The sequence below is a fragment of the Reyranella massiliensis 521 genome (assembly GCF_000312425.1).
GTDB classification, from domain to species: Bacteria; Pseudomonadota; Alphaproteobacteria; order Reyranellales; family Reyranellaceae; genus Reyranella; species Reyranella massiliensis.
Map to the genome: position 1 here is coordinate 5,094,941 of NZ_HE997181.1, position 16,418 is coordinate 5,111,358.

Consider the following 16,418-nt stretch of genomic DNA (forward strand, 5'->3'; position numbering starts at 1 on the left):
GGATCAGCCCCTCCTCCTTGTTTGACTTGAAGTGTCTGTGGACGCGACGTCGTGGGACCAGGAAACAAGACGCACGCCGGCATCGCGCAACTGGTCGGCGATGGCGGTCGGAACCGGGCGATCGGTGAACACCACGCTCGCTTCGGTGACATGGCCGCCGCGCACCGTGGCACCGCGGCCGAACTTGGAATGATCAAGCACGAGGAAGCGCTGCCGACAATGCCGGGCCAGCTCGCTGCGCATCGTCACCTCGTCGGTGTTGAAGTCGAGCAGTGTGCCATCTTCGGCGACGCCGCCCACGCCGTAGATGCCGATGTCGACGGCGAACCGGCTGAAGAAGCCATGGGCGTCGCCCGCCACCACGTCGCGGTCGAGATTGCGCACGCGTCCGCCCGCCACGGTGATCTCGCACGAGGTGTTGCGGCTGAACGCCAGGGCAACGTTGAGATTGTTGGTCATCACGCGCAGGCCCGAATGGTCGGCAAGTGCCAATGCGCACTGCTCGGGCGTGGTGCCGATCCCGAAGAAAAGCGAAGCGCCCTCCGGCACTTCGCGTGCGACAAGCTGCGCGACGCGGCGTTTGGCGTCGATGTTCAGGACCTGGCGGGCGGGATAGGCAAGGTTCTCGCCCTCGGGCGGCAGTTCGACTCCGCCGTGGCGTCGTCGCAGCAGGCCGCGATCGCAGAGCAGATTGACGTCACGCCGGATCGTCTGCGGCGTTACGCTGAACTGGAGTGCCAGGGCGTCGATGGCCTGGAACCCGTCCCTCCGGACGAGCTCCACAATCGCGCGCGCGCGTTCTTCCGCCAGCATTGCCGATTCCTGAGCCCGTTTGCCGTCCCGTTGAGTCTGCATGTTCAAATGAACACTGCAGGGCCTTCATTTTGTTCATATGACTTTCACATGAACATTTGGTGACGTCAAATGAACTCGCCCCGGCCCCTACTGCGGCACTCCTACTGGGCGGCGATCTTGGAAGCGGCCGGCGCGAAGGCCTGCTCCATCTCGCGGCGCAGCTTCACGGCGGTCAGCGTCTCGTCCATGGCGACGTCGGCGTAGGTCAGCGACTGGCCGGCCTTGATCGGCTTCAGGAGCTTGACGTTGTGCGCGAGGCCGAGCGGCAGGCTGCCCAGCGCCGTCGACTTCTCCGACGGGAACAGCTTGCCGTAGACCGTGTAACCGCCCTCGCCGTCCAGGATCTCGCCCGGCTTGAGGTCGCGCTTGGCGGTGGCAATCACGTCGGCATGGAAGCCGATCGGGCAGCCGGTCGGCTCCTTGCGCAGGCCTATCGAGGCCACCGACATGCCGACCTCGAGGCCGATCAGATGCCAGCGCTTGTACATGACCGAGTACCGGCCCGACGGGTCGGTGCAGAGCATGTACTCCTCGAAGCAGTTCTTCTGGTACTCGGTCGCCGCCTCGAACACGACCCACACGCCCTTGCGGATTTCGTAGGGGATCGCGCGGCCGTCCTTCTCCAGCGACGAGGCCACTTCGACCTGGCCCTTGTGATGGAGCTGGCCGCCTTCGGAGATCGGCCGCATCACGAAGGGCAGGTCCTCGACCGAGCAGGGCGGGAAAGCGAGGCCGTCCGGCGCCGGCGTCAGCCCGGTCGCGTTGGCCACGGCCGTGCTCTCGATGGCGGGCTTGGAGCCGTCGAGGAAGGAGTTGAACATCTTGGGGTTCAGGCCGCCGCGCTTGGCCTGCTCCTCGTTGAGGCCCCAGTACTTCCATACGGTTTCCGGCGTCGACTGCGCGAAGTGCGGCAGCCACTTGTGGCCGCGGCCGGCCGCGGTGACTTCGAAGCCCGAGGTGCGCGCCCAGTCGACCAGTTCGCAGATCAGCGCCGGCTGATCGCCATAGGCGAGGCTGTAGATCACGCCGGCCTGCGCCGCGCGTTGCGCGAGCAGCGGGCCGCAGAAGGCATCGGCCTCGACCGTCACCATGACCACATGCTTGCCGTTGCGGAAGGCTTCGAGCGCGTGCTCGACGGCGGCGATGGGATCGCCGGTGGATTCAACCACGATGTCGATTTCGGGATGGCTGACCAGCGCACGCCAGTCGTCGGTGAGGTAGGTGCTGCCGTGCTTGCGCGCGTCTGCGAACGAGGTGGCGGCCGTGACGTCGGGCTTCCAGCCCAGCCGCGCCAGGTTTTCGCGGGCGCGGTCGGGCGAGAGGTCGGCGATGCCCAGCAAATGAATGCCCGGCGTCGTCGGGATCTGCGACAGATACATCGAGCCGAACTTGCCGGCGCCAATCACGCCGATGCGCAGCGGCTTGGCTTCGGCCGCGCGCGCCATGAGCATGCGATGGAGACTCATCGTTTCCTCCGAGCTTTTCTGATTATTCCGCGGCGGCCTTGCGCCGGGCGGCGCGCGCGACGGCGTCGTCTTCCCAGGCGTCGATCGGCGTGAAGTCGCGATGGGCGATATAGTCCGGCCGCTTGAAGCGGCGGATGGCGTTGGAGACCGCGTTGTAGGTCACGTAGATGATCTGGCGGTCGTAGGGGGACATGTTGGGCGGGCTCCCGTGGACAAGAGTGCCATGGAAGAAGATCGCCGAGCCCGGTCCGCCCTTGGGCGAGACGATGCCGCCCTGCTTCACCAGCTTGGAGATCGTGTCGTTGTCGATCACCCAGAGTGGATAGGAGGTCGTGGTGAGGTCGTGACTGGCCTCGATCGCGCCCTTCTTGTGGCTCTTCGGGATGAACCACAGCGGGCCGTTGAACTCCGTCACCTCGTCCATGAACACCGCGAGGTTCATGGCGCGGGCCTCGGGCATGTCGTCGTCGGCTTTCCAGGTGCCGTAGTCCTGATGCCATTGCCAGACGTCGCCGTCGAACGCGGCCTTCCCGTTGATCTTGAACTGGTGGATGTAGGTCTTGTCCTTCAGGAGCTGCTCGGCAGGCTCCACGAAGCGCGGATGATGGATCAACGCCTCGAACACCGGATGATAGGTGTGGACGGCGAAGGCGGTTCGCACCACGTCGCCGGTCTTCTCCCGCACATTCTCTTCGCGGCGCTGCGCGAAGACTTCGGGCACCGAGTTCTTCAGGATCTGCGTTTCCTCGGGCGAGAAATAGTCGGGAAAGAAGAGATAACCCTCTTCGTCGAATTGCCGGAGCTGCTCAGAGGTGAGCTTCATGGCGGTTCCTCCTTGCCTTGTCGTTTGCGTCGCTGTCAGGCGGCGCGTGAAATGACGACCTTCAGTCGTCCCGTGAGAATATCGGCCATCTGCTCGGCATGGCCGCGGCAGAGCGCTTCGGCCTCCGCGGCCTGGCCGGCTTCGAGCGCGCGCAGGATGCCTTCGTGTTCGTCCCAGACGCTGATACGCAAGTCTTCTTCGCTCAGCGCGGCGGCCATCACGCGCCGCAGATGCTGCCAGTGCGGCTGCGCCGTTTCCCCGAACAGCGGATTGCCCGAGGCTTCGTAGATGAAGAGATGGAAATCGATATCGGCTTCGATCACAGAGGGCACGTAGCCGCTCGCCACGGCGCGGCGGCCGACATCGAGAAGCTGGCGGCCGCGCTGCACGAGATGCGGCGTGTAGTTGGCGGCGGCATGGCGAGCGGCCGCGCCGTCGAGCGCGGCGCGCACGGCATAGAGGTTGCGCGCCTGCTGGACGTCGAGCGGCGCCACGCAGACACCCTTGCGGCCGGCATCGATCAGGAAGCCCTCGCGTCGCAGCAGCATCATCGCCTGCAGGACCGGCTGGCGCGACACGCCGAACTGCTGCGCCAACTCTTCCTGCGTGATGCGCGCGCCGGATTTCAGTTCGCCCGAGCAGATCGCTTCGAGGACGGAGTCGTGAATACGTTCGGATAGATCCGGTTCGGGAATGATCGGGCGCATATCTCTGTATACAGAACACGCGACCGCGCGAGTCAACCGCCTAGCGGTATTTCAGCCCTTTTGATGCGATAACCGGCAAGGCGCGGTCGGGATAGTCGGTAATCAGCCCATCGACCCCGAGATCGATCAATCGCGCCATTTCGGCCGGCACGTTCACCGTCCACGGCACGACCTTGAGGCCGAGTGCCTGGGCCTCCTTCACATTGTCCGCCGTGACGTTGCGCCAGAAGGGCGACCAGGTCGCGCAGCCGGCGGCCTTGGCCAACCGCGGTACCGAGCCGCCATGCGCGGCCAGGTCGAGGCCGGCCAGCCAAGGCGAGGGCCGGCTGCCGTTCCGGCCGACCGTGTCGAAGTTGTTGCTCTCGATGGTGAGGCAGGCCGTGGCGATCTCGGGCGCCAGCTTCTTCACTTCGAGAAGGCTGCGCCAATCGAACGACTGCACCGTGCTGCGCGCCGTCATTCCGGCCTTGCGGATCGCCTCGACGGCGAGGCCGGCAAATCGCACGGGGTCGATCGTGAGGTCGGGTTTGTTCGGGTCCGTCTTGATCTCGATGTTGAAGCGCACGGAAGGCCCCGCCATCGCAAAGAGATCGGCCAGCATCGGGAAGCGCTGGCCGTCGACCGGCTTCTGCTCGGGGAACTGCTGGGCGTACTTGCTGGCTGGATTGATGCGGCCGATGTCGTAGCGCTTCAGCTCGTCATAGGTGAGCGTACGGATCGGCGGGCCGGGTCGAGCCAGCCATTGCCCATCCGGTTGCCGCGTCAGGTCGGGATTGAGCAGCGGATCGTGGCTGATGATCACCTCGTCGGCCTTGGTGATCGCGAGATCGGTCTCAAGCGTAGTGACGCCAAGGTCGAGCGCCGCCTTGAAGCCGGCCAGCGTGTTCTCGGGCGCGAGGCCGCGGGCGCCGCGATGACCCTGCAGATCGAAAGCGGCGGCGAACCCAGCGCTAGCTGCCCAGATTGCGCAGGCGAGCGATGCGATCCTCGATATCGGGGTGAGTTGCCAGGAGCGCGGGCGTGTCCTTGGTGAAGTCCTGGACGGGATTGACGATGAAGAGATGCTGCGTCGCATGGCTCACTCCGGGAAAGGGCGCGGCCTTGTCGGCGAGCTTCTGCAGTGCCGAGATCAGCCCGTTGGGATTGCGTGTGAACTGCACCGACGTGGCGTCGGCGAGATATTCGCGCTGGCGCGAGACGGCGAATTGCACGGCTTTGGCGGCCAGCGGCGCCAGGATGGCGATCACCAGGAGGAGAATGATCAGGATCGCCGCGCCGCCGGAATCTTTCTTGTTGCCGCTGGAAGAGCGGTTGTGCGCCGAACCGCCCCAGTTGAGCGTGCGCAAGGCCATGTCGCAGACTAGGGCGATCAGACCCACGGTGACGCCCACCATCACCATGTAGCGCGTATCGAGATTGGCGATATGGGCCATTTCGTGCGCCACGACGCCCTGCAGTTCGTCGCGGCTGAGCGTATTCAGCAGGCCGCGTGTCACGACGATGGTGCCGCGTTGAACCGATGCGCCGGTGGCGAACGCGTTGAGCGCATCGGTTTCGAGAACCATGACCCTAGGCATCGGCACGCCGGCGGCGATCGACATTTCCTCGACCACATTGAAGAGCTGCGGAGCGTCCGCCTTGTCGATGTCCTTGGCGCTCGCCATGCCGAGGACCATCTTGTCGCTGACGGCGAGGGATACCAGGCTCCAGCCGATGCTGGCAGATGCCATCAGCGCGGCCCCGATCACACCGCCATGGCTCAACAATCGCGGGCCCCTGTCGTCGGCGCCGAGAAACCAACCGACCAGGTAGCCAATCGATGCGGCCAGCAGAGTCAGGATGGCGAGCAGCAGGAACGTGTTGCGCCGATTGACCCTCTGCGCAGCAACGAAGTCGGTGGTGGCAGTGCTGATCGTCAAAGCCGCGCGCCCTTTCCGGACGGAACGCTCAGCGCAGCGCGACCTTGGGCACTTCGCGCTCGGTATCGGGCATGGTGAAAAGATCCATCGGTCCGAAGCCTAGCGATGCGGCGGCGAGCACGGCCGGGAAGCTCTGGCGGCGGGTGTTATAGGTGTTGACCGAGTCGTTGTAGAACTGGCGCGCAAAGGCGATCTTGTTCTCCGTCGTGGTCAGCTCTTCCTGGAGCTGCATCACGTTCTCGTTGGCCTTGAGTTGCGGATAGTTCTCGACCAGGCCGAGCAGGCCGCGTGTCGCCACCGACAATGCCGCCTCGGCGGGGCCGGCCTGCGCCGGGTTGCCGCTCGCCGCGACCGCGGCGTTACGCGCCTGGATCACCTTGGTGAGCGTCTCCTGCTCGTAGCCCATGGCGTCCTTCACCACCTGCACGAGATTTGGAATGAGATCGTGCCGGCGCTTGAGCTGGACGTCGATCTGGCTCCAAGCGGTCTGGCCCTGGTTCCGGGCGCCGACCAGGCCGTTGTAGACGGCGATCAGCCACAGGCCGATGGCGGCGATAATGCCAATGACGATCCAGAAGCTCATGCGGAAGTCTCCCCGGCGGCGGTCTTGGCCGCTGCCGCTACTTTAGTCATGATTGCGGCCCTACGGGAGGGTCATCAATGGAAACGTCAGCGTTGCTGAAGGCGTTCTGCTCGGCTGTGGAGCGTCGCGACGGCAGGAGCTTCGCCAACCTGTTCACCGAGGACGGCGTCTATCACGACGTGTTTTACGGAGCCTTCCGCGGTCGCGAGAAGATCGCCGAGCTGATCGACGACTGGTTCTATCGCACGGCGCACGAATTCCGCTGGGACATGCACCGGCCGGTCAGCGACGGCCGCTTGCTCTATGCCTATTACACATTCAGCTACGTCTCGAAGCTGCCCGAAGCCGAGGGCCGGCGGGTCGGCTTCGAGGGCGTGTCGATGATGAGCCTGCGCGACGGCAAGATCGCCGAATATCGCGAGGTCGCCAATGTCGGTCCTGCCTTCGTCGACCTGGGCTTCTCGCCGGAGCGCACCTCCAAGATCCTGGCCAAGGAAGGGGCGCACCTGAAGAAACAGCCGGAGTGGAAACGCCACGCCGGCTGAGGCTGGCCTAGTCCCGCAGCAGTTCGTTGATCGACGTCTTCGAGCGCGTGCGCTCGTCGACGGTCTTCACGATCACCGCGCAATAGGTCGAGGGCCGGTCCGGGCCGCCGCCGATATTGCCTGGCACCACGACCGAATAGGGCGGCACCTTGCCGATGTGGATCTGGCCGGTGGCGCGATCGACCACCTTGGTGGTGGCGCTGATGAACACGCCCATCGACAGCACCGCGCCGGTGCCGACGATCACGCCTTCGACCACTTCCGAGCGCGCGCCGATGAAGCAGTTGTCCTCGATGATGACCGGGTTGGCCTGCAGCGGCTCAAGGACGCCACCAATGCCGACGCCGCCTGAAAGGTGGCAGTTCTTGCCGATCTGGGCGCACGAGCCGACGGTAGCCCAGGTATCGACCATGGTGCCGGTGTCGACATAGGCGCCGAGGTTCACGAAGGACGGCATCAGCACGACCGACGGCGCAATGTATGAGCCGCGGCGCACGACAGAACCCGGCACGGCGCGGAAGTTAGCTTTGGCGAAGCGTGCAGCGTCCCAGCCCGTGGTCTTGAGCGGCACCTTGTCGAACCACGGGGCCGCGCCCATGCCCGGGAAAGAAGCGCCGCCATCCATCGGCACCGAATCGTAGAGGCGGAAGGAAAGCAGCACGGCCTTCTTCAGCCACTGGTGCACGACCCATTCCTCGCCGAACTTCTCGGCGGTGCGGAAGGTGCCGTCGTCGAGGCCGGCGATTGCTGCCTCGACCGCATCGCGGACCTCGCCCTTGGTGGCGCTGTTGATGCCATCACGCTTTTCCCACGCCGCGTCGATTGCGCTTTGAAGCTGCTTGCTCATCGAAATCCCTCGAAAAATGCCGCCGGACCATAGCGGCGGGGGGCGGGGTGTCAATGTTCCGGCTATGCTGGCCGGATGCTGTCCGAGAAGGCCTTCAAGATCCCCGAATCCGTGCTGGTGGTGATCCACACGCCGCGGCTCGACGTGCTGCTGCTGGAAAGAGCCGGGCAAGATTTGTGGCAGTCCGTGACCGGCTCGCGCGAACCGGACGATCCCGACCTCGAAGCAACGGCCCGCCGCGAGCTTCTGGAAGAGACGGGCCTTTCCCAGGGCACGCTTGCCGACTGGCGGCTCATCAACCGCTACGAGATCTGGGCGCAATGGCAGAGCCGCTATGCGCCCGGCGTCACGCACAATGTCGAACATGTCTACGGTTTCACCGTGCCGGAACCGGTCCTGGCCACCCTCGATCCCAGCGAGCATACGAACCAGCTCTGGCTGCCCTGGCAGGAGGCGATGGAAAAGACCTTCTCGCCCACGAACCGTGACGCGATCTGGCAACTGCAACGGCGGGTTCTGAGGCATACTGGCGACACATGACCGTCGCTCACAAGGAAGCGTCGAAGCTCGGCCAATTCAGTTGGGCCCTGTTCGACTGGGCCAACCAGCCCTTCTTCACCATCATCACCACCTTCATCTTTGCGCCCTACTTCGCCAACGTGCTGGTCGGCGATCCGGTGAAGGGCCAGTCGGCCTGGGCCTTCACCCAGTCGACCTCGGGCGTCCTGATCGCGCTGATGAGTCCCTTTCTCGGCGCCATGGCCGACGCCGGCGGGCGACGCAAGCCCTACATCTTCGCCTTCCAGCTCCTGCTGGCGGCAGGATGCGCCGGCCTGTGGTGGGCCTATCCCGACCGGCCAGATCTCATCATGCCGATCAGCTGGGCGGTGGTCGCGGCGACGGTCGGCGCGGAAATGTCGATCGTGTTCAACAATGCGCAGCTTCCCAACATCGTGCGGCCCCAGCGCATGGGCTGGCTGAGCGGCTTCGGCTGGGGGCTGGGCTACTGTGGCGGCCTCATCTCGCTGTTCATCGTGCTGGCGGTTTCGATGCCGTCGATGTTCGGCCTCGGCACGGGCGATCAGCCGCTGTTCGGTCTCGATCCCAAGACGCACGAACTCGAACGGCTGGTGGGCCCGGCCTCGGCGCTGTGGCTCGCGATCTTCGTGCTGCCGATGTTCCTGTTCACGCCCGATTCCGCTGGCGCGCGGCGCCAGTCGCTGTGGGTCGCCGCCAAGCAGGGCGGCGCATCGCTGCTGACGACAGTCCGCAAGCTCGGCCACTTCCGCAACGCGCTCACCTATCTGATCGCCTTCATGCTCTACAATGACGGGCTCGCGGCCATCATCGCCTTCGGCGGTGTCTATGCCGCCGCGACCTTCGGCTGGAGCACGGTGACGCTCGGCATCTTCGGCATCATCCTGACGGTGTTCGCCATCCCCGGCGCGTTCCTGGGCGGCCGCCTCGACGACATGATCGGCAGCAAGCGCACGGTCCAGCTCGCCATCGCCGGCGTCATCGTCGCTACCCTGGGTATCGTGGGCGTCACGGCCGATCGCGTCTTCTACGTCATTCCCGCAGAACCCCTTGATCCGACGCGTGGTCTGTTCGGCTCGCTCCAGGAAAAGACCCTGATGGGCTTCGCATTGATCCTGGGCTTCTGCATGGGGCCAATGCAGGCGGCCAGCCGGACCATGATCGGCCGGATTGCGCCCGAAGGGATGACCGGCGAGTTCTACGGCCTCTTCGCCCTCTCCGGCCGCGCGACGGCCTGGATGGCGCCGCTCGCCATCGGCATCGTCACCGCGGCGAGCGGGTCCACGCGGATCGGCATGGCCTGCGTGCTGGCCTTTCTGGTGCTAGGCTTCATCCTGCTCTGGAGCGTACGCGAGGAACGCGCAAAACACTGAAGGAGGTCCGCCATGATCACCGCCATCGTGAACTTCAAGTTGCCGGCCGGAATCGATGCTAAGCAGGCGACCGAGCTCTTCAAGATGTCGGCGCCGAACTACCGCGGTGTGAAGGGCTTGGTCCGCAAATACTATCTGTTCGACGAGCAGACGGGGGTCGGTGGCGGCGTCTATCTCTGGGAGAGTCGCATCGATGCCGAGGCGGTCTACACGCCGCAATGGCGGGCTTACATCGCCGAGCGCTACGGCGAACTGCCGGATATCCGTTACTTCGAGACGGCGGTTATCGTCGACAATGCGAGTGGCCAGATCGACGAGGCAGCCTAGCGGTCGAGGTGGTTGGCGCGCCGATCGCAAGCGCCGGCCGCGATCGCGAATCGCGACGATGTTTGTTCGCTAGACCGCGACCGTCTTGCCTTTGAAGGTGCAGAGGTCGTTCACGACGCAGGTTGGGCACATTGGCGTGCGTGCCTTGCAAGTGTAGCGGCCGTGCAGGATCAGCCAGTGATGCGCGTGCAGGCGGAATTCCTCGGGCACGCGCTTCAGCAGCTTCAGCTCGACCTGCAGCGGGTTCTTGCCCGGCGCCAGGCCGGTACGGTTGCCGACACGGAAGATGTGGGTGTCGACGGCGATGGTCGCCTCGCCATAGGCCACGTTCATCACCACGTTCGCCGTCTTGCGGCCGACGCCCGGCAGGTCCTGCAATTCGGCATGGGTGTGCGGCACCTCGCCGCCGTGCCGCTCGATCAGCAGCTGGCTGAGTGCGATCACGTTCTTGGCCTTGGTGCGGAACAGGCCGATGGTCTTGATGTAGTCGATCAGTTTCTTCTCGCCCAGTGCCACCATCTGGGCGGGCGTTTTGATCTTTTCGAACAAGGGCTTGGTGGCACGGTTGACGCCGGCGTCCGTCGCTTGGGCGGAAAGCACGACGGCGACCAGGAGCTGGTAGACGTTATCGTATTCCAGTTCCGTCTCTGGCTCCGGGATTGCCTGCCGCAGGCGGGCAAAAAACTCGGGGATGACGGCGGACTTCATCAGGGCCATATAGCCTCATACCATGGTTGAAACGCCCCTTCCGGCGGTTCATTTCGCCACTTCGCTCACGCCGCATCGAAGCCTCCCGCCAGAGGCCTTCCGCTGGCTGATCGTGGGCGCCGTTGCGGCAAATCTCCTGGTCGGCCTGCCCATGATGATCATCGGCGCCTGGCCGGTGTTCGGCTTCATGGGCCTCGATGTCCTGCTGCTGTGGTGGCTGTTCAAGCGCAGCTACCTCGACGCACGGCGCAGCGAGACCCTGCTGCTGACCGACCTCGAATTGATCGTGTCCCGCGTCGCGCCCGACGGCGAGCGCGAGGAGCAGCGCCTCGATGCCTATTGGCTGAAGATCGACCTGACCGAGGAACGTCTGGTCGTCAGCTCGCGCGGCAACCGGACCGTGATCGGCCGTTTCCTGTCGCCGGTCGAGCGCCTGCATGTGGGCGAACAGCTCAAGGCGGCGCTGGTCGAGATGCGCGCGCCGCGCTACCGCCACGCCTGGGACGAGGAGCCGGGCTGAGGCTAAAGCCCCAGCACGTCCTTCATGCCGTAGAGACCGGGCTTCTTGCCCTCCAGCCACTTGGCGGCGGTGACGGCCCCTGATGCATAGCCTTCGCGGCTGAAGGAACGGTGATTGAGCTCCAGCCGCTCGCCGCCCGTCGCGAAATAGACCGTGTGCACGCCCACTTCTTCGCCGCCGCGCAGGGTAGCGAAGCCGATCTCGCCCACGGGCCGCGCGCCGGTATGGCCGTCCCGGGTCTTGCGCCAGACATCCTCGAGCTTGACCTTGCGGCCGGCCGCAGCGGCACGGCCCAGCGCCAGCGCCGTGCCGGACGGCGCGTCGATCTTGTGGCGGTGGTGCATTTCCAGCACCTCGATGTCGTAGCTGGGATCGAGCAGCGCGGCGGTCTTCTCGACCAGCGCCAGCAGCACGTTGACGCCCAGCGCCATGTTGGCCGCCCACATGATCGGCACCTTCTTCGCTGCCTCGTGGATCAGCGCCGTCTGCTGCGGGTCGAGGCCTGTGGTGCCGATCACCATCGCCACGCCTTTGTCCTGGGCGACCTTCGCATGGGCCACTGTGGCCGCCGGCACGGTGAAGTCGATGACGACCTGGGCCGCGGCGATGGCGGCGGCGCTGTCGCCGCCGATCTTGATGCCGTTGGCCTCGAGACCTGCGACTTCGCCGGCATCCTTGCCGATCGCCTTGCTGCTCGGCGCTTCGCTGGCGGCAGCCAGCGACACGCCCTCGGTGCGTGCAATCTGTCGGATCAGCATCTGGCCCATGCGCCCGGCGGCGCCGACGACGGCGATCTTCATTTGTGTGGTTCCTGTCGTAAATGTCGTCCGACAATACTCTACATCAGACAAAACGGGAGGCAGAGATGCTCTTCATGGTGGTCGAGAAACTGAAGAACCAGGACGGCAAGGCCGTGTATCGCAAGCTGCGCGACAAGGGCCGCGCGCTGCCGGACGGTCTTACCTTCGTAGCAAGCTACGTGACGGCCGATCTCGGCCGCTGCTTCCAGCTCATGGAAACCGACGACATCACGACCTTCCAGCGCTGGATCGCCGATTGGCAGGAGGTCGTCGAGTTCGAGGTCGTGCCCGTCGTCGAGGGCAAGACCACGCGCGAGGCCCTCGAACCGCTGCTGTAGACTGACATCCCAACGAAGGAGAGCACACGATGATTACAGGTGGCTGCCATTGCGGCGCGATTCGCTATCAGGCCGAGGGCGACGCCCTCCACCACGCGCTGTGCCACTGCACGGACTGCCGGCGGCACTCCGGAGCTCCGATGGTGGGCTGGACGATGTACCCGCACGATGCGGTCAAGGTGACCAAGGGCACGCCCAGGGTCTACGCCTCGTCGGAGCACGGAAGGCGGCATTTCTGCCCCGACTGCGGCACCGGGCTCTTCTACGACAATGCGAAGACATTGCCGGGGCTCATCGATATCCAGAGCGCCACCTACGACGATCCGGACGCGGTGCCGGCGCAGGTCCACATCCAGGTCGCCGATCGGATCGGATGGATGATGAACGTCCATGAACTGCCGGCGTTCGACCGCTATCCGCCGCAGTCGTGAGCCGGGCGGCTATTTCCAGGGATCCGCCACCTTCGGCCAGAACGGCGTCTTGCGCTTGGTGTAGGGCCAGCGCGTGACGTCGGGGTCGGCGGCTCCCGGCGAGGCGACGTAGAGGATCTCCTTCGCGAGGCCCACGAAGCCGTTATAGAAGTGCTGCGCCGACTTCACGATCACCACGCGATAGTCGGCAGGCTCGGCGCCGACCGCGCGGAAGGCATCCGCGTGGAAGGTCTGGTTGCGGCGCGTGCAGATCGCGATATCGACATGCTCCGACGACAGCAGCGCCATGTCGCCGAGCGGCGACATCACCGGCCCGTAGGGCTGGAAGACGTTGCGCGCGATCTTCTTCACCGTCACGTCGAGATCGACCGGATTGCCACTCACGACGCCCGACTTGCCGCCGAGCCGCATGCGGATGCGCGCGCCCTCGCCCGCCTCTTCGGCGATCTGGAAGGCCATCGGATCCCACATCACGCCGAACAGTGCCGGACCGATCTCGCGGGCTACCAGCTCCTTCAGCACGAAGGTCGAATCGCCGGGGGCGCCGGAGCCGGGATTATCGGCGCGGTCGGCCAGCACCAGCGGGCCCTGATTATGCGAAGCGGCGCGGTCCATCGCCTCGGCGATGGTGAGGTACTTGGTGGCATAGCGCTCGCGGTTGGCCCACAGCTCTTCGCCGAGCTGCTTGGCAAGTTTCTCGGCCTTGGCCTTGTCGCCATCGGCCACGACCAGCGTGCGGGTGCCGACATCCTCGACATCGGCGAAGGAAAAGCCGTGGCTCAGCGACACCGAGAGGATGCCGTCCTTGCCTTCGAGCGACTTCATGCGGACAACAAATTCGCTGATCGGCGGTACGGACGTGCGGTACTGCGCGATCATGCGGCAGTCGTAACGTGCCATGACCGGCTTTACCTTGCCTTCGATCGTGTCGGCGATGATGGCGAACAGCTCCGCCGCGCGCTCCATCGTGTCGGTGTGCGGATATTCCTTGTAGCCGACCAGCACGTCGGCGCTGTCGAGCATCAAGGCACTCAAATGGCAGTGCAGGTCGAACTCCGCGCCGATGGCGACCTTGGGGCCGACGATGGCGCGGACCTTCGAGAGCAGGTCGCCTTCACAATCGTCGTAGCCGTCGGCCACCATGGCGCCGTGCACGTTGATCAGCACGGCATCGAGCGGCAGGGCGGCCTTGATGTTGGCCAGCATCTCGTCGCGGAATTCCTCGTAGACCTTGCGAACGGTGGTGCCCGACGGGGCGGCAAAGGTCGCCAGCCCCTCGATCACCGTCCAGCCACGCTTCTCGGTCTCCTTGCGCCAGACATGCATTGGCGCCGTGAAGTTGGTCGGCTCGTGCCTGGTGGCGTCGCCGTGCCAGATTCCGTGCTCCTCATAGCCGCGGCGGCCCGTCGGAAAGGGGACGAACTGATTGGTCTCGGTGCCGAGGGCACCGATGAACACACGCTTGCTCAAAACTCACTCCTTGCAGCGATGGCAGCCCGCGACATGGTCGTCGACCATGCCCGAAGCTTGCATGAAGGCATAACAAATGGTGGAGCCGACGAACTTGAAGCCGGCCTTCGCCAGCTTCTTGGAAAGCGCGTCGCTCTCGGCCGTCTTGGCCGGCACGCCCTTCAGCGTCTTCGGCCGGTTCTTGCGCGGCTTGCCGTCGACCACGCTCCACAGGAATTTCGAGAACGACCCCTCGCGTTCTACGATCTCGATGTAGGCGCGGGCGTTGCTTACACTGGCGTCGATCTTGCCGCGGTGACGGATGATGCCAGGATCGGCCAGCAGCTTGGCGAGCTTGGCCGGCGTATAGCGGGCGATCTTCTGCGGATCGAACCCGTCATAGACCTTGCGATAATGCTCGCGCTTGCGCAGCACGGTGATCCAGGAGAGGCCGGCCTGGCAGCCTTCGAGCGTAAGCAGCTCGAACAACGCGCGATCGTCGCGCAGCGGCCGTCCCCATTCGGTGTCGTGATACTTCTCGTAGAGCGGATCGGCCGAGGCCCAGCCGCATCGCGGCTTGCCGTCGGTGCCAACTACCGTGTCGTGCTTCCAGACCATGCGCGGACCCTACCCAAGCGCGCCGCTGGACGCCACACTCCGGCAAACGGAGGAGTGTTCATGGCCAAGGATCTCGCGGACCTCAAGGTCTGCATCTTCGATGTGTTCGGCACGGTGGTGGATTGGCGCGGCAGCCTGATCGAGGACTTGCCCAAGCTCGGCAAGAAGTACGGGCTCGAGACCGACTGGACGAGCTTCGCGGACGACTGGCGCGGCCTCTACCAGCCGCAGATGGGTCGCGTCCGCAAGGGCGAGCTGCCCTGGACCCGCATCGACGAGCTGCACAAGGAAGCCTTCGAGATGCTGCTGCAGAAGCGCGGCCTGAAGCATCCCGGCGAAGAGGGGGCGTGGGAATTCACGCACCTCTGGCACAAGCTCCGGCCCTGGCCCGATTCGGTCGAAGGCATCGGCCTGCTGAAGAAGAAGTTCGTCGTCGCCACGCTCAGCAACGGCAACGTCGCGCTCCTGATCAACATGGCCAAGAACAGCGGCATTCCCTGGGATCACTGCTTCTCGGGCGAGACTTTCAGGCACTACAAGCCCGATCCCGAAGCCTATCTCGGCGTGGTCGACACCATGTACCTGAAGCCGCATCAGGTGATGCTGGTCGCCGCCCACAACAACGATCTGGCAGCAGCACAGAAGTGCGGCCTGTCTACAGGCTTCGTGCACCGCCCGACCGAACATGGTCCCAAGCAGACGCGCGACCTCAAGGTCGAGGGCGATTGGGACGTCGTCGGCAACTCGATCGTCGAGGTCGCCAAGAAGCTCGGCTGCTAGGGGGGGGCGGGATCGGCTGTCGGCTCCGTGTGCCGGCAGCCTAGAGACTGCCCAGAGTGAAGTTGAGACTGGCAGCGGGTTCGTTTCTCAGGATGGTGTCGAAGGGCGCGTCGAAGATTGTGACGACCACCAGACAGAAGGCGAACGCGACGGTGAACAGACCGACTGCCGCCCGCATGGCGCGTTGATTGTCGACGTGGACCAGAAGCAGAGCGATCTGCGTCAGTGCGCCCAGGACTACGATGGCGACCCACTTGATGGGCGCCGTCACGTCGTTGGCCAGGCTCAGTCGATTGTCATGCGCCCGCAGAAGCTCCCGGGCCGTTGACAGCATGGCTGCCCGGGTGGCGCCGTCGACGTCATCGGCCTGCGAGATCGTGGTGAGGATATCGAGGGCGGCCTTGTCGGTCTCGTTGCGGGCGGGGCCGATCGCCGAGGAATAGGGATCCTCGGCGCTTGCCGCCTTGGCGTAGGCCTTCAGGCGGGGAAAGAGCAGCTCCTCGAGGTCGTTGGCGCGCGCAAAGTAGCCCAGCGTCTCGACGGCATGCGCTTCCGCCAGTACGGCGCGCTTGGCTTCGTTGGTCTTCTGCCACACGTCGCTCGCCAGCAAGGCGGCAAACAGACCGAACAGGATCGCGACCGAGCCGAAGTATGGCGCGACGATTCCACGAGTTTTTCGAATCGGACCGGAAAGCGGGCCCTTCGCCTCGGCGAGAAAGATCAGGGAAGCAGAAGCGACCGGCAGCAAGGCCGAGACGACGACATCCGAGATCGACGCGGCGAGGCTCACCG

Annotated in this window: 21 protein-coding genes; 8 read left to right on the forward strand and 13 right to left on the reverse strand. The window is 65.0% G+C overall.

Going from position 1 to position 16,418, the window contains the following annotated elements; genetic code table 11:
- Nucleotides 1-3: 3 nt before the first annotated feature.
- The 7 genes from BN60_RS24840 to BN60_RS24870 all read right to left on the reverse strand — a co-directional run bounded on the left by BN60_RS24840 (nucleotide 4) and on the right by BN60_RS24870 (nucleotide 6,353).
- Nucleotides 4-813 (reverse strand): DeoR/GlpR family DNA-binding transcription regulator, encoded by an 810-nt coding sequence (locus BN60_RS24840; RefSeq protein WP_020698887.1) that lies wholly within the window; start codon nucleotides 811-813, stop codon nucleotides 4-6.
- Nucleotides 814-956: 143 nt separating this feature from the next.
- On the reverse strand, nucleotides 957-2,321 hold the full coding sequence (locus tag BN60_RS24845; protein WP_020698888.1) for an NAD(P)H-dependent oxidoreductase: 1,365 nt from the start codon (nucleotides 2,319-2,321) through the stop codon (nucleotides 957-959).
- Between the two features lie 22 nt (nucleotides 2,322-2,343).
- A complete protein-coding gene (locus BN60_RS24850) occupies nucleotides 2,344-3,144 on the reverse strand; it encodes a phytanoyl-CoA dioxygenase family protein (RefSeq protein WP_020698889.1) in 801 nt (266 codons plus the stop codon).
- Between the two features lie 35 nt (nucleotides 3,145-3,179).
- Nucleotides 3,180-3,851, reverse strand: a complete 672-nt coding sequence (locus BN60_RS24855; RefSeq protein WP_020698890.1) for a GntR family transcriptional regulator — start codon at nucleotides 3,849-3,851, stop codon at nucleotides 3,180-3,182.
- A 40-nt stretch (nucleotides 3,852-3,891) separates the two neighbouring features.
- Complete coding sequence (locus BN60_RS24860) at nucleotides 3,892-4,914, reverse strand: glycerophosphodiester phosphodiesterase (protein WP_245539878.1); 1,023 nt, start codon at nucleotides 4,912-4,914, stop codon at nucleotides 3,892-3,894.
- Nucleotides 4,802-5,770, reverse strand: a complete 969-nt coding sequence (locus tag BN60_RS31540) for a M48 family metallopeptidase (RefSeq protein WP_020698892.1) — start codon at nucleotides 5,768-5,770, stop codon at nucleotides 4,802-4,804. Before BN60_RS31540 ends, BN60_RS24860 begins: the two co-directional genes overlap by 113 nt.
- 28 nt (nucleotides 5,771-5,798) lie before the next feature.
- Nucleotides 5,799-6,353 (reverse strand): LemA family protein, encoded by a 555-nt coding sequence (locus tag BN60_RS24870; protein WP_020698893.1) that lies wholly within the window; start codon nucleotides 6,351-6,353, stop codon nucleotides 5,799-5,801.
- A 77-nt stretch (nucleotides 6,354-6,430) separates the two neighbouring features.
- Between BN60_RS24870 and BN60_RS24875 the strand changes: the two genes are divergently transcribed.
- Nucleotides 6,431-6,898 carry a nuclear transport factor 2 family protein gene (locus tag BN60_RS24875; protein ID WP_043284322.1) on the forward strand — a complete coding sequence of 156 codons (468 nt, stop codon included), beginning with the start codon at nucleotides 6,431-6,433 and terminating at the stop codon, nucleotides 6,896-6,898.
- 7 nt (nucleotides 6,899-6,905) lie between these two features.
- On the opposite strand, the gene dapD is transcribed toward BN60_RS24875, so the two are convergent.
- A complete protein-coding gene (dapD, locus tag BN60_RS24880; protein ID WP_020698895.1) occupies nucleotides 6,906-7,745 on the reverse strand; it encodes a 2,3,4,5-tetrahydropyridine-2,6-dicarboxylate N-succinyltransferase in 840 nt (279 codons plus the stop codon).
- A 75-nt stretch (nucleotides 7,746-7,820) separates the two neighbouring features.
- Between dapD and nudB the strand changes: the two genes are divergently transcribed.
- The 3 genes from nudB to BN60_RS24895 are packed head-to-tail and all read left to right on the forward strand — an operon-like array spanning nucleotide 7,821 to nucleotide 9,982.
- On the forward strand, nucleotides 7,821-8,285 hold the full coding sequence (nudB, locus tag BN60_RS24885) for a dihydroneopterin triphosphate diphosphatase (RefSeq protein ID WP_020698896.1): 465 nt from the start codon (nucleotides 7,821-7,823) through the stop codon (nucleotides 8,283-8,285).
- Complete coding sequence (locus tag BN60_RS24890; RefSeq protein ID WP_020698897.1) at nucleotides 8,282-9,655, forward strand: MFS transporter; 1,374 nt, start codon at nucleotides 8,282-8,284, stop codon at nucleotides 9,653-9,655. Before nudB ends, BN60_RS24890 begins: the two co-directional genes overlap by 4 nt.
- A 12-nt stretch (nucleotides 9,656-9,667) precedes the next feature.
- A complete protein-coding gene (locus tag BN60_RS24895) occupies nucleotides 9,668-9,982 on the forward strand; it encodes a hypothetical protein (RefSeq protein ID WP_020698898.1) in 315 nt (104 codons plus the stop codon).
- A 69-nt stretch (nucleotides 9,983-10,051) separates the two neighbouring features.
- On the opposite strand, the gene nth is transcribed toward BN60_RS24895, so the two are convergent.
- Complete coding sequence (gene nth, locus BN60_RS24900) at nucleotides 10,052-10,699, reverse strand: endonuclease III (RefSeq protein WP_020698899.1); 648 nt, start codon at nucleotides 10,697-10,699, stop codon at nucleotides 10,052-10,054.
- A gap of 13 nt (nucleotides 10,700-10,712) precedes the next feature.
- On the opposite strand from nth, the gene BN60_RS24905 reads away from it, so the two are divergent.
- Entirely contained in the window at nucleotides 10,713-11,210 is a 498-nt protein-coding gene (locus tag BN60_RS24905; protein ID WP_020698900.1) for a DUF2244 domain-containing protein, read from the forward strand.
- A 2-nt stretch (nucleotides 11,211-11,212) separates the two neighbouring features.
- Here the strand turns inward: BN60_RS24905 and dapB are convergent, their stop codons facing one another.
- The gene (gene dapB, locus BN60_RS24910) at nucleotides 11,213-12,010 is read right to left on the reverse strand and encodes a 4-hydroxy-tetrahydrodipicolinate reductase (protein WP_020698901.1); all 798 of its coding nucleotides are present in this window, start codon (nucleotides 12,008-12,010) and stop codon (nucleotides 11,213-11,215) included.
- Between the two features lie 65 nt (nucleotides 12,011-12,075).
- On the opposite strand from dapB, the gene BN60_RS24915 reads away from it, so the two are divergent.
- Together BN60_RS24915 and BN60_RS24920 are read left to right on the forward strand one after the other, a co-directional pair.
- Nucleotides 12,076-12,348: a DUF3303 domain-containing protein gene (locus tag BN60_RS24915; RefSeq protein ID WP_020698902.1), complete on the forward strand. Its 273-nt coding sequence runs from the start codon at nucleotides 12,076-12,078 to the stop codon at nucleotides 12,346-12,348.
- Between the two features lie 29 nt (nucleotides 12,349-12,377).
- Nucleotides 12,378-12,779 (forward strand): GFA family protein, encoded by a 402-nt coding sequence (locus BN60_RS24920; protein ID WP_043284325.1) that lies wholly within the window; start codon nucleotides 12,378-12,380, stop codon nucleotides 12,777-12,779.
- A 9-nt stretch (nucleotides 12,780-12,788) separates the two neighbouring features.
- On the opposite strand, the gene BN60_RS24925 is transcribed toward BN60_RS24920, so the two are convergent.
- Both BN60_RS24925 and BN60_RS24930 read right to left on the reverse strand, forming a co-directional pair.
- Complete coding sequence (locus tag BN60_RS24925) at nucleotides 12,789-14,249, reverse strand: M81 family metallopeptidase (RefSeq protein WP_020698904.1); 1,461 nt, start codon at nucleotides 14,247-14,249, stop codon at nucleotides 12,789-12,791.
- Nucleotides 14,250-14,252: 3 nt separating this feature from the next.
- Nucleotides 14,253-14,846, reverse strand: a complete 594-nt coding sequence (locus BN60_RS24930) for a DNA-3-methyladenine glycosylase I (RefSeq protein ID WP_020698905.1) — start codon at nucleotides 14,844-14,846, stop codon at nucleotides 14,253-14,255.
- Between the two features lie 60 nt (nucleotides 14,847-14,906).
- On the opposite strand from BN60_RS24930, the gene BN60_RS24935 reads away from it, so the two are divergent.
- Nucleotides 14,907-15,626 carry a haloacid dehalogenase type II gene (locus tag BN60_RS24935; protein ID WP_020698906.1) on the forward strand — a complete coding sequence of 240 codons (720 nt, stop codon included), beginning with the start codon at nucleotides 14,907-14,909 and terminating at the stop codon, nucleotides 15,624-15,626.
- A gap of 40 nt (nucleotides 15,627-15,666) precedes the next feature.
- Here BN60_RS24935 and BN60_RS24940 read toward each other — a convergent pair whose 3' ends face one another.
- Entirely contained in the window at nucleotides 15,667-16,416 is a 750-nt protein-coding gene (locus tag BN60_RS24940) for a bestrophin-like domain (protein WP_020698907.1), read from the reverse strand.
- Nucleotides 16,417-16,418 lie beyond the last annotated feature (2 nt).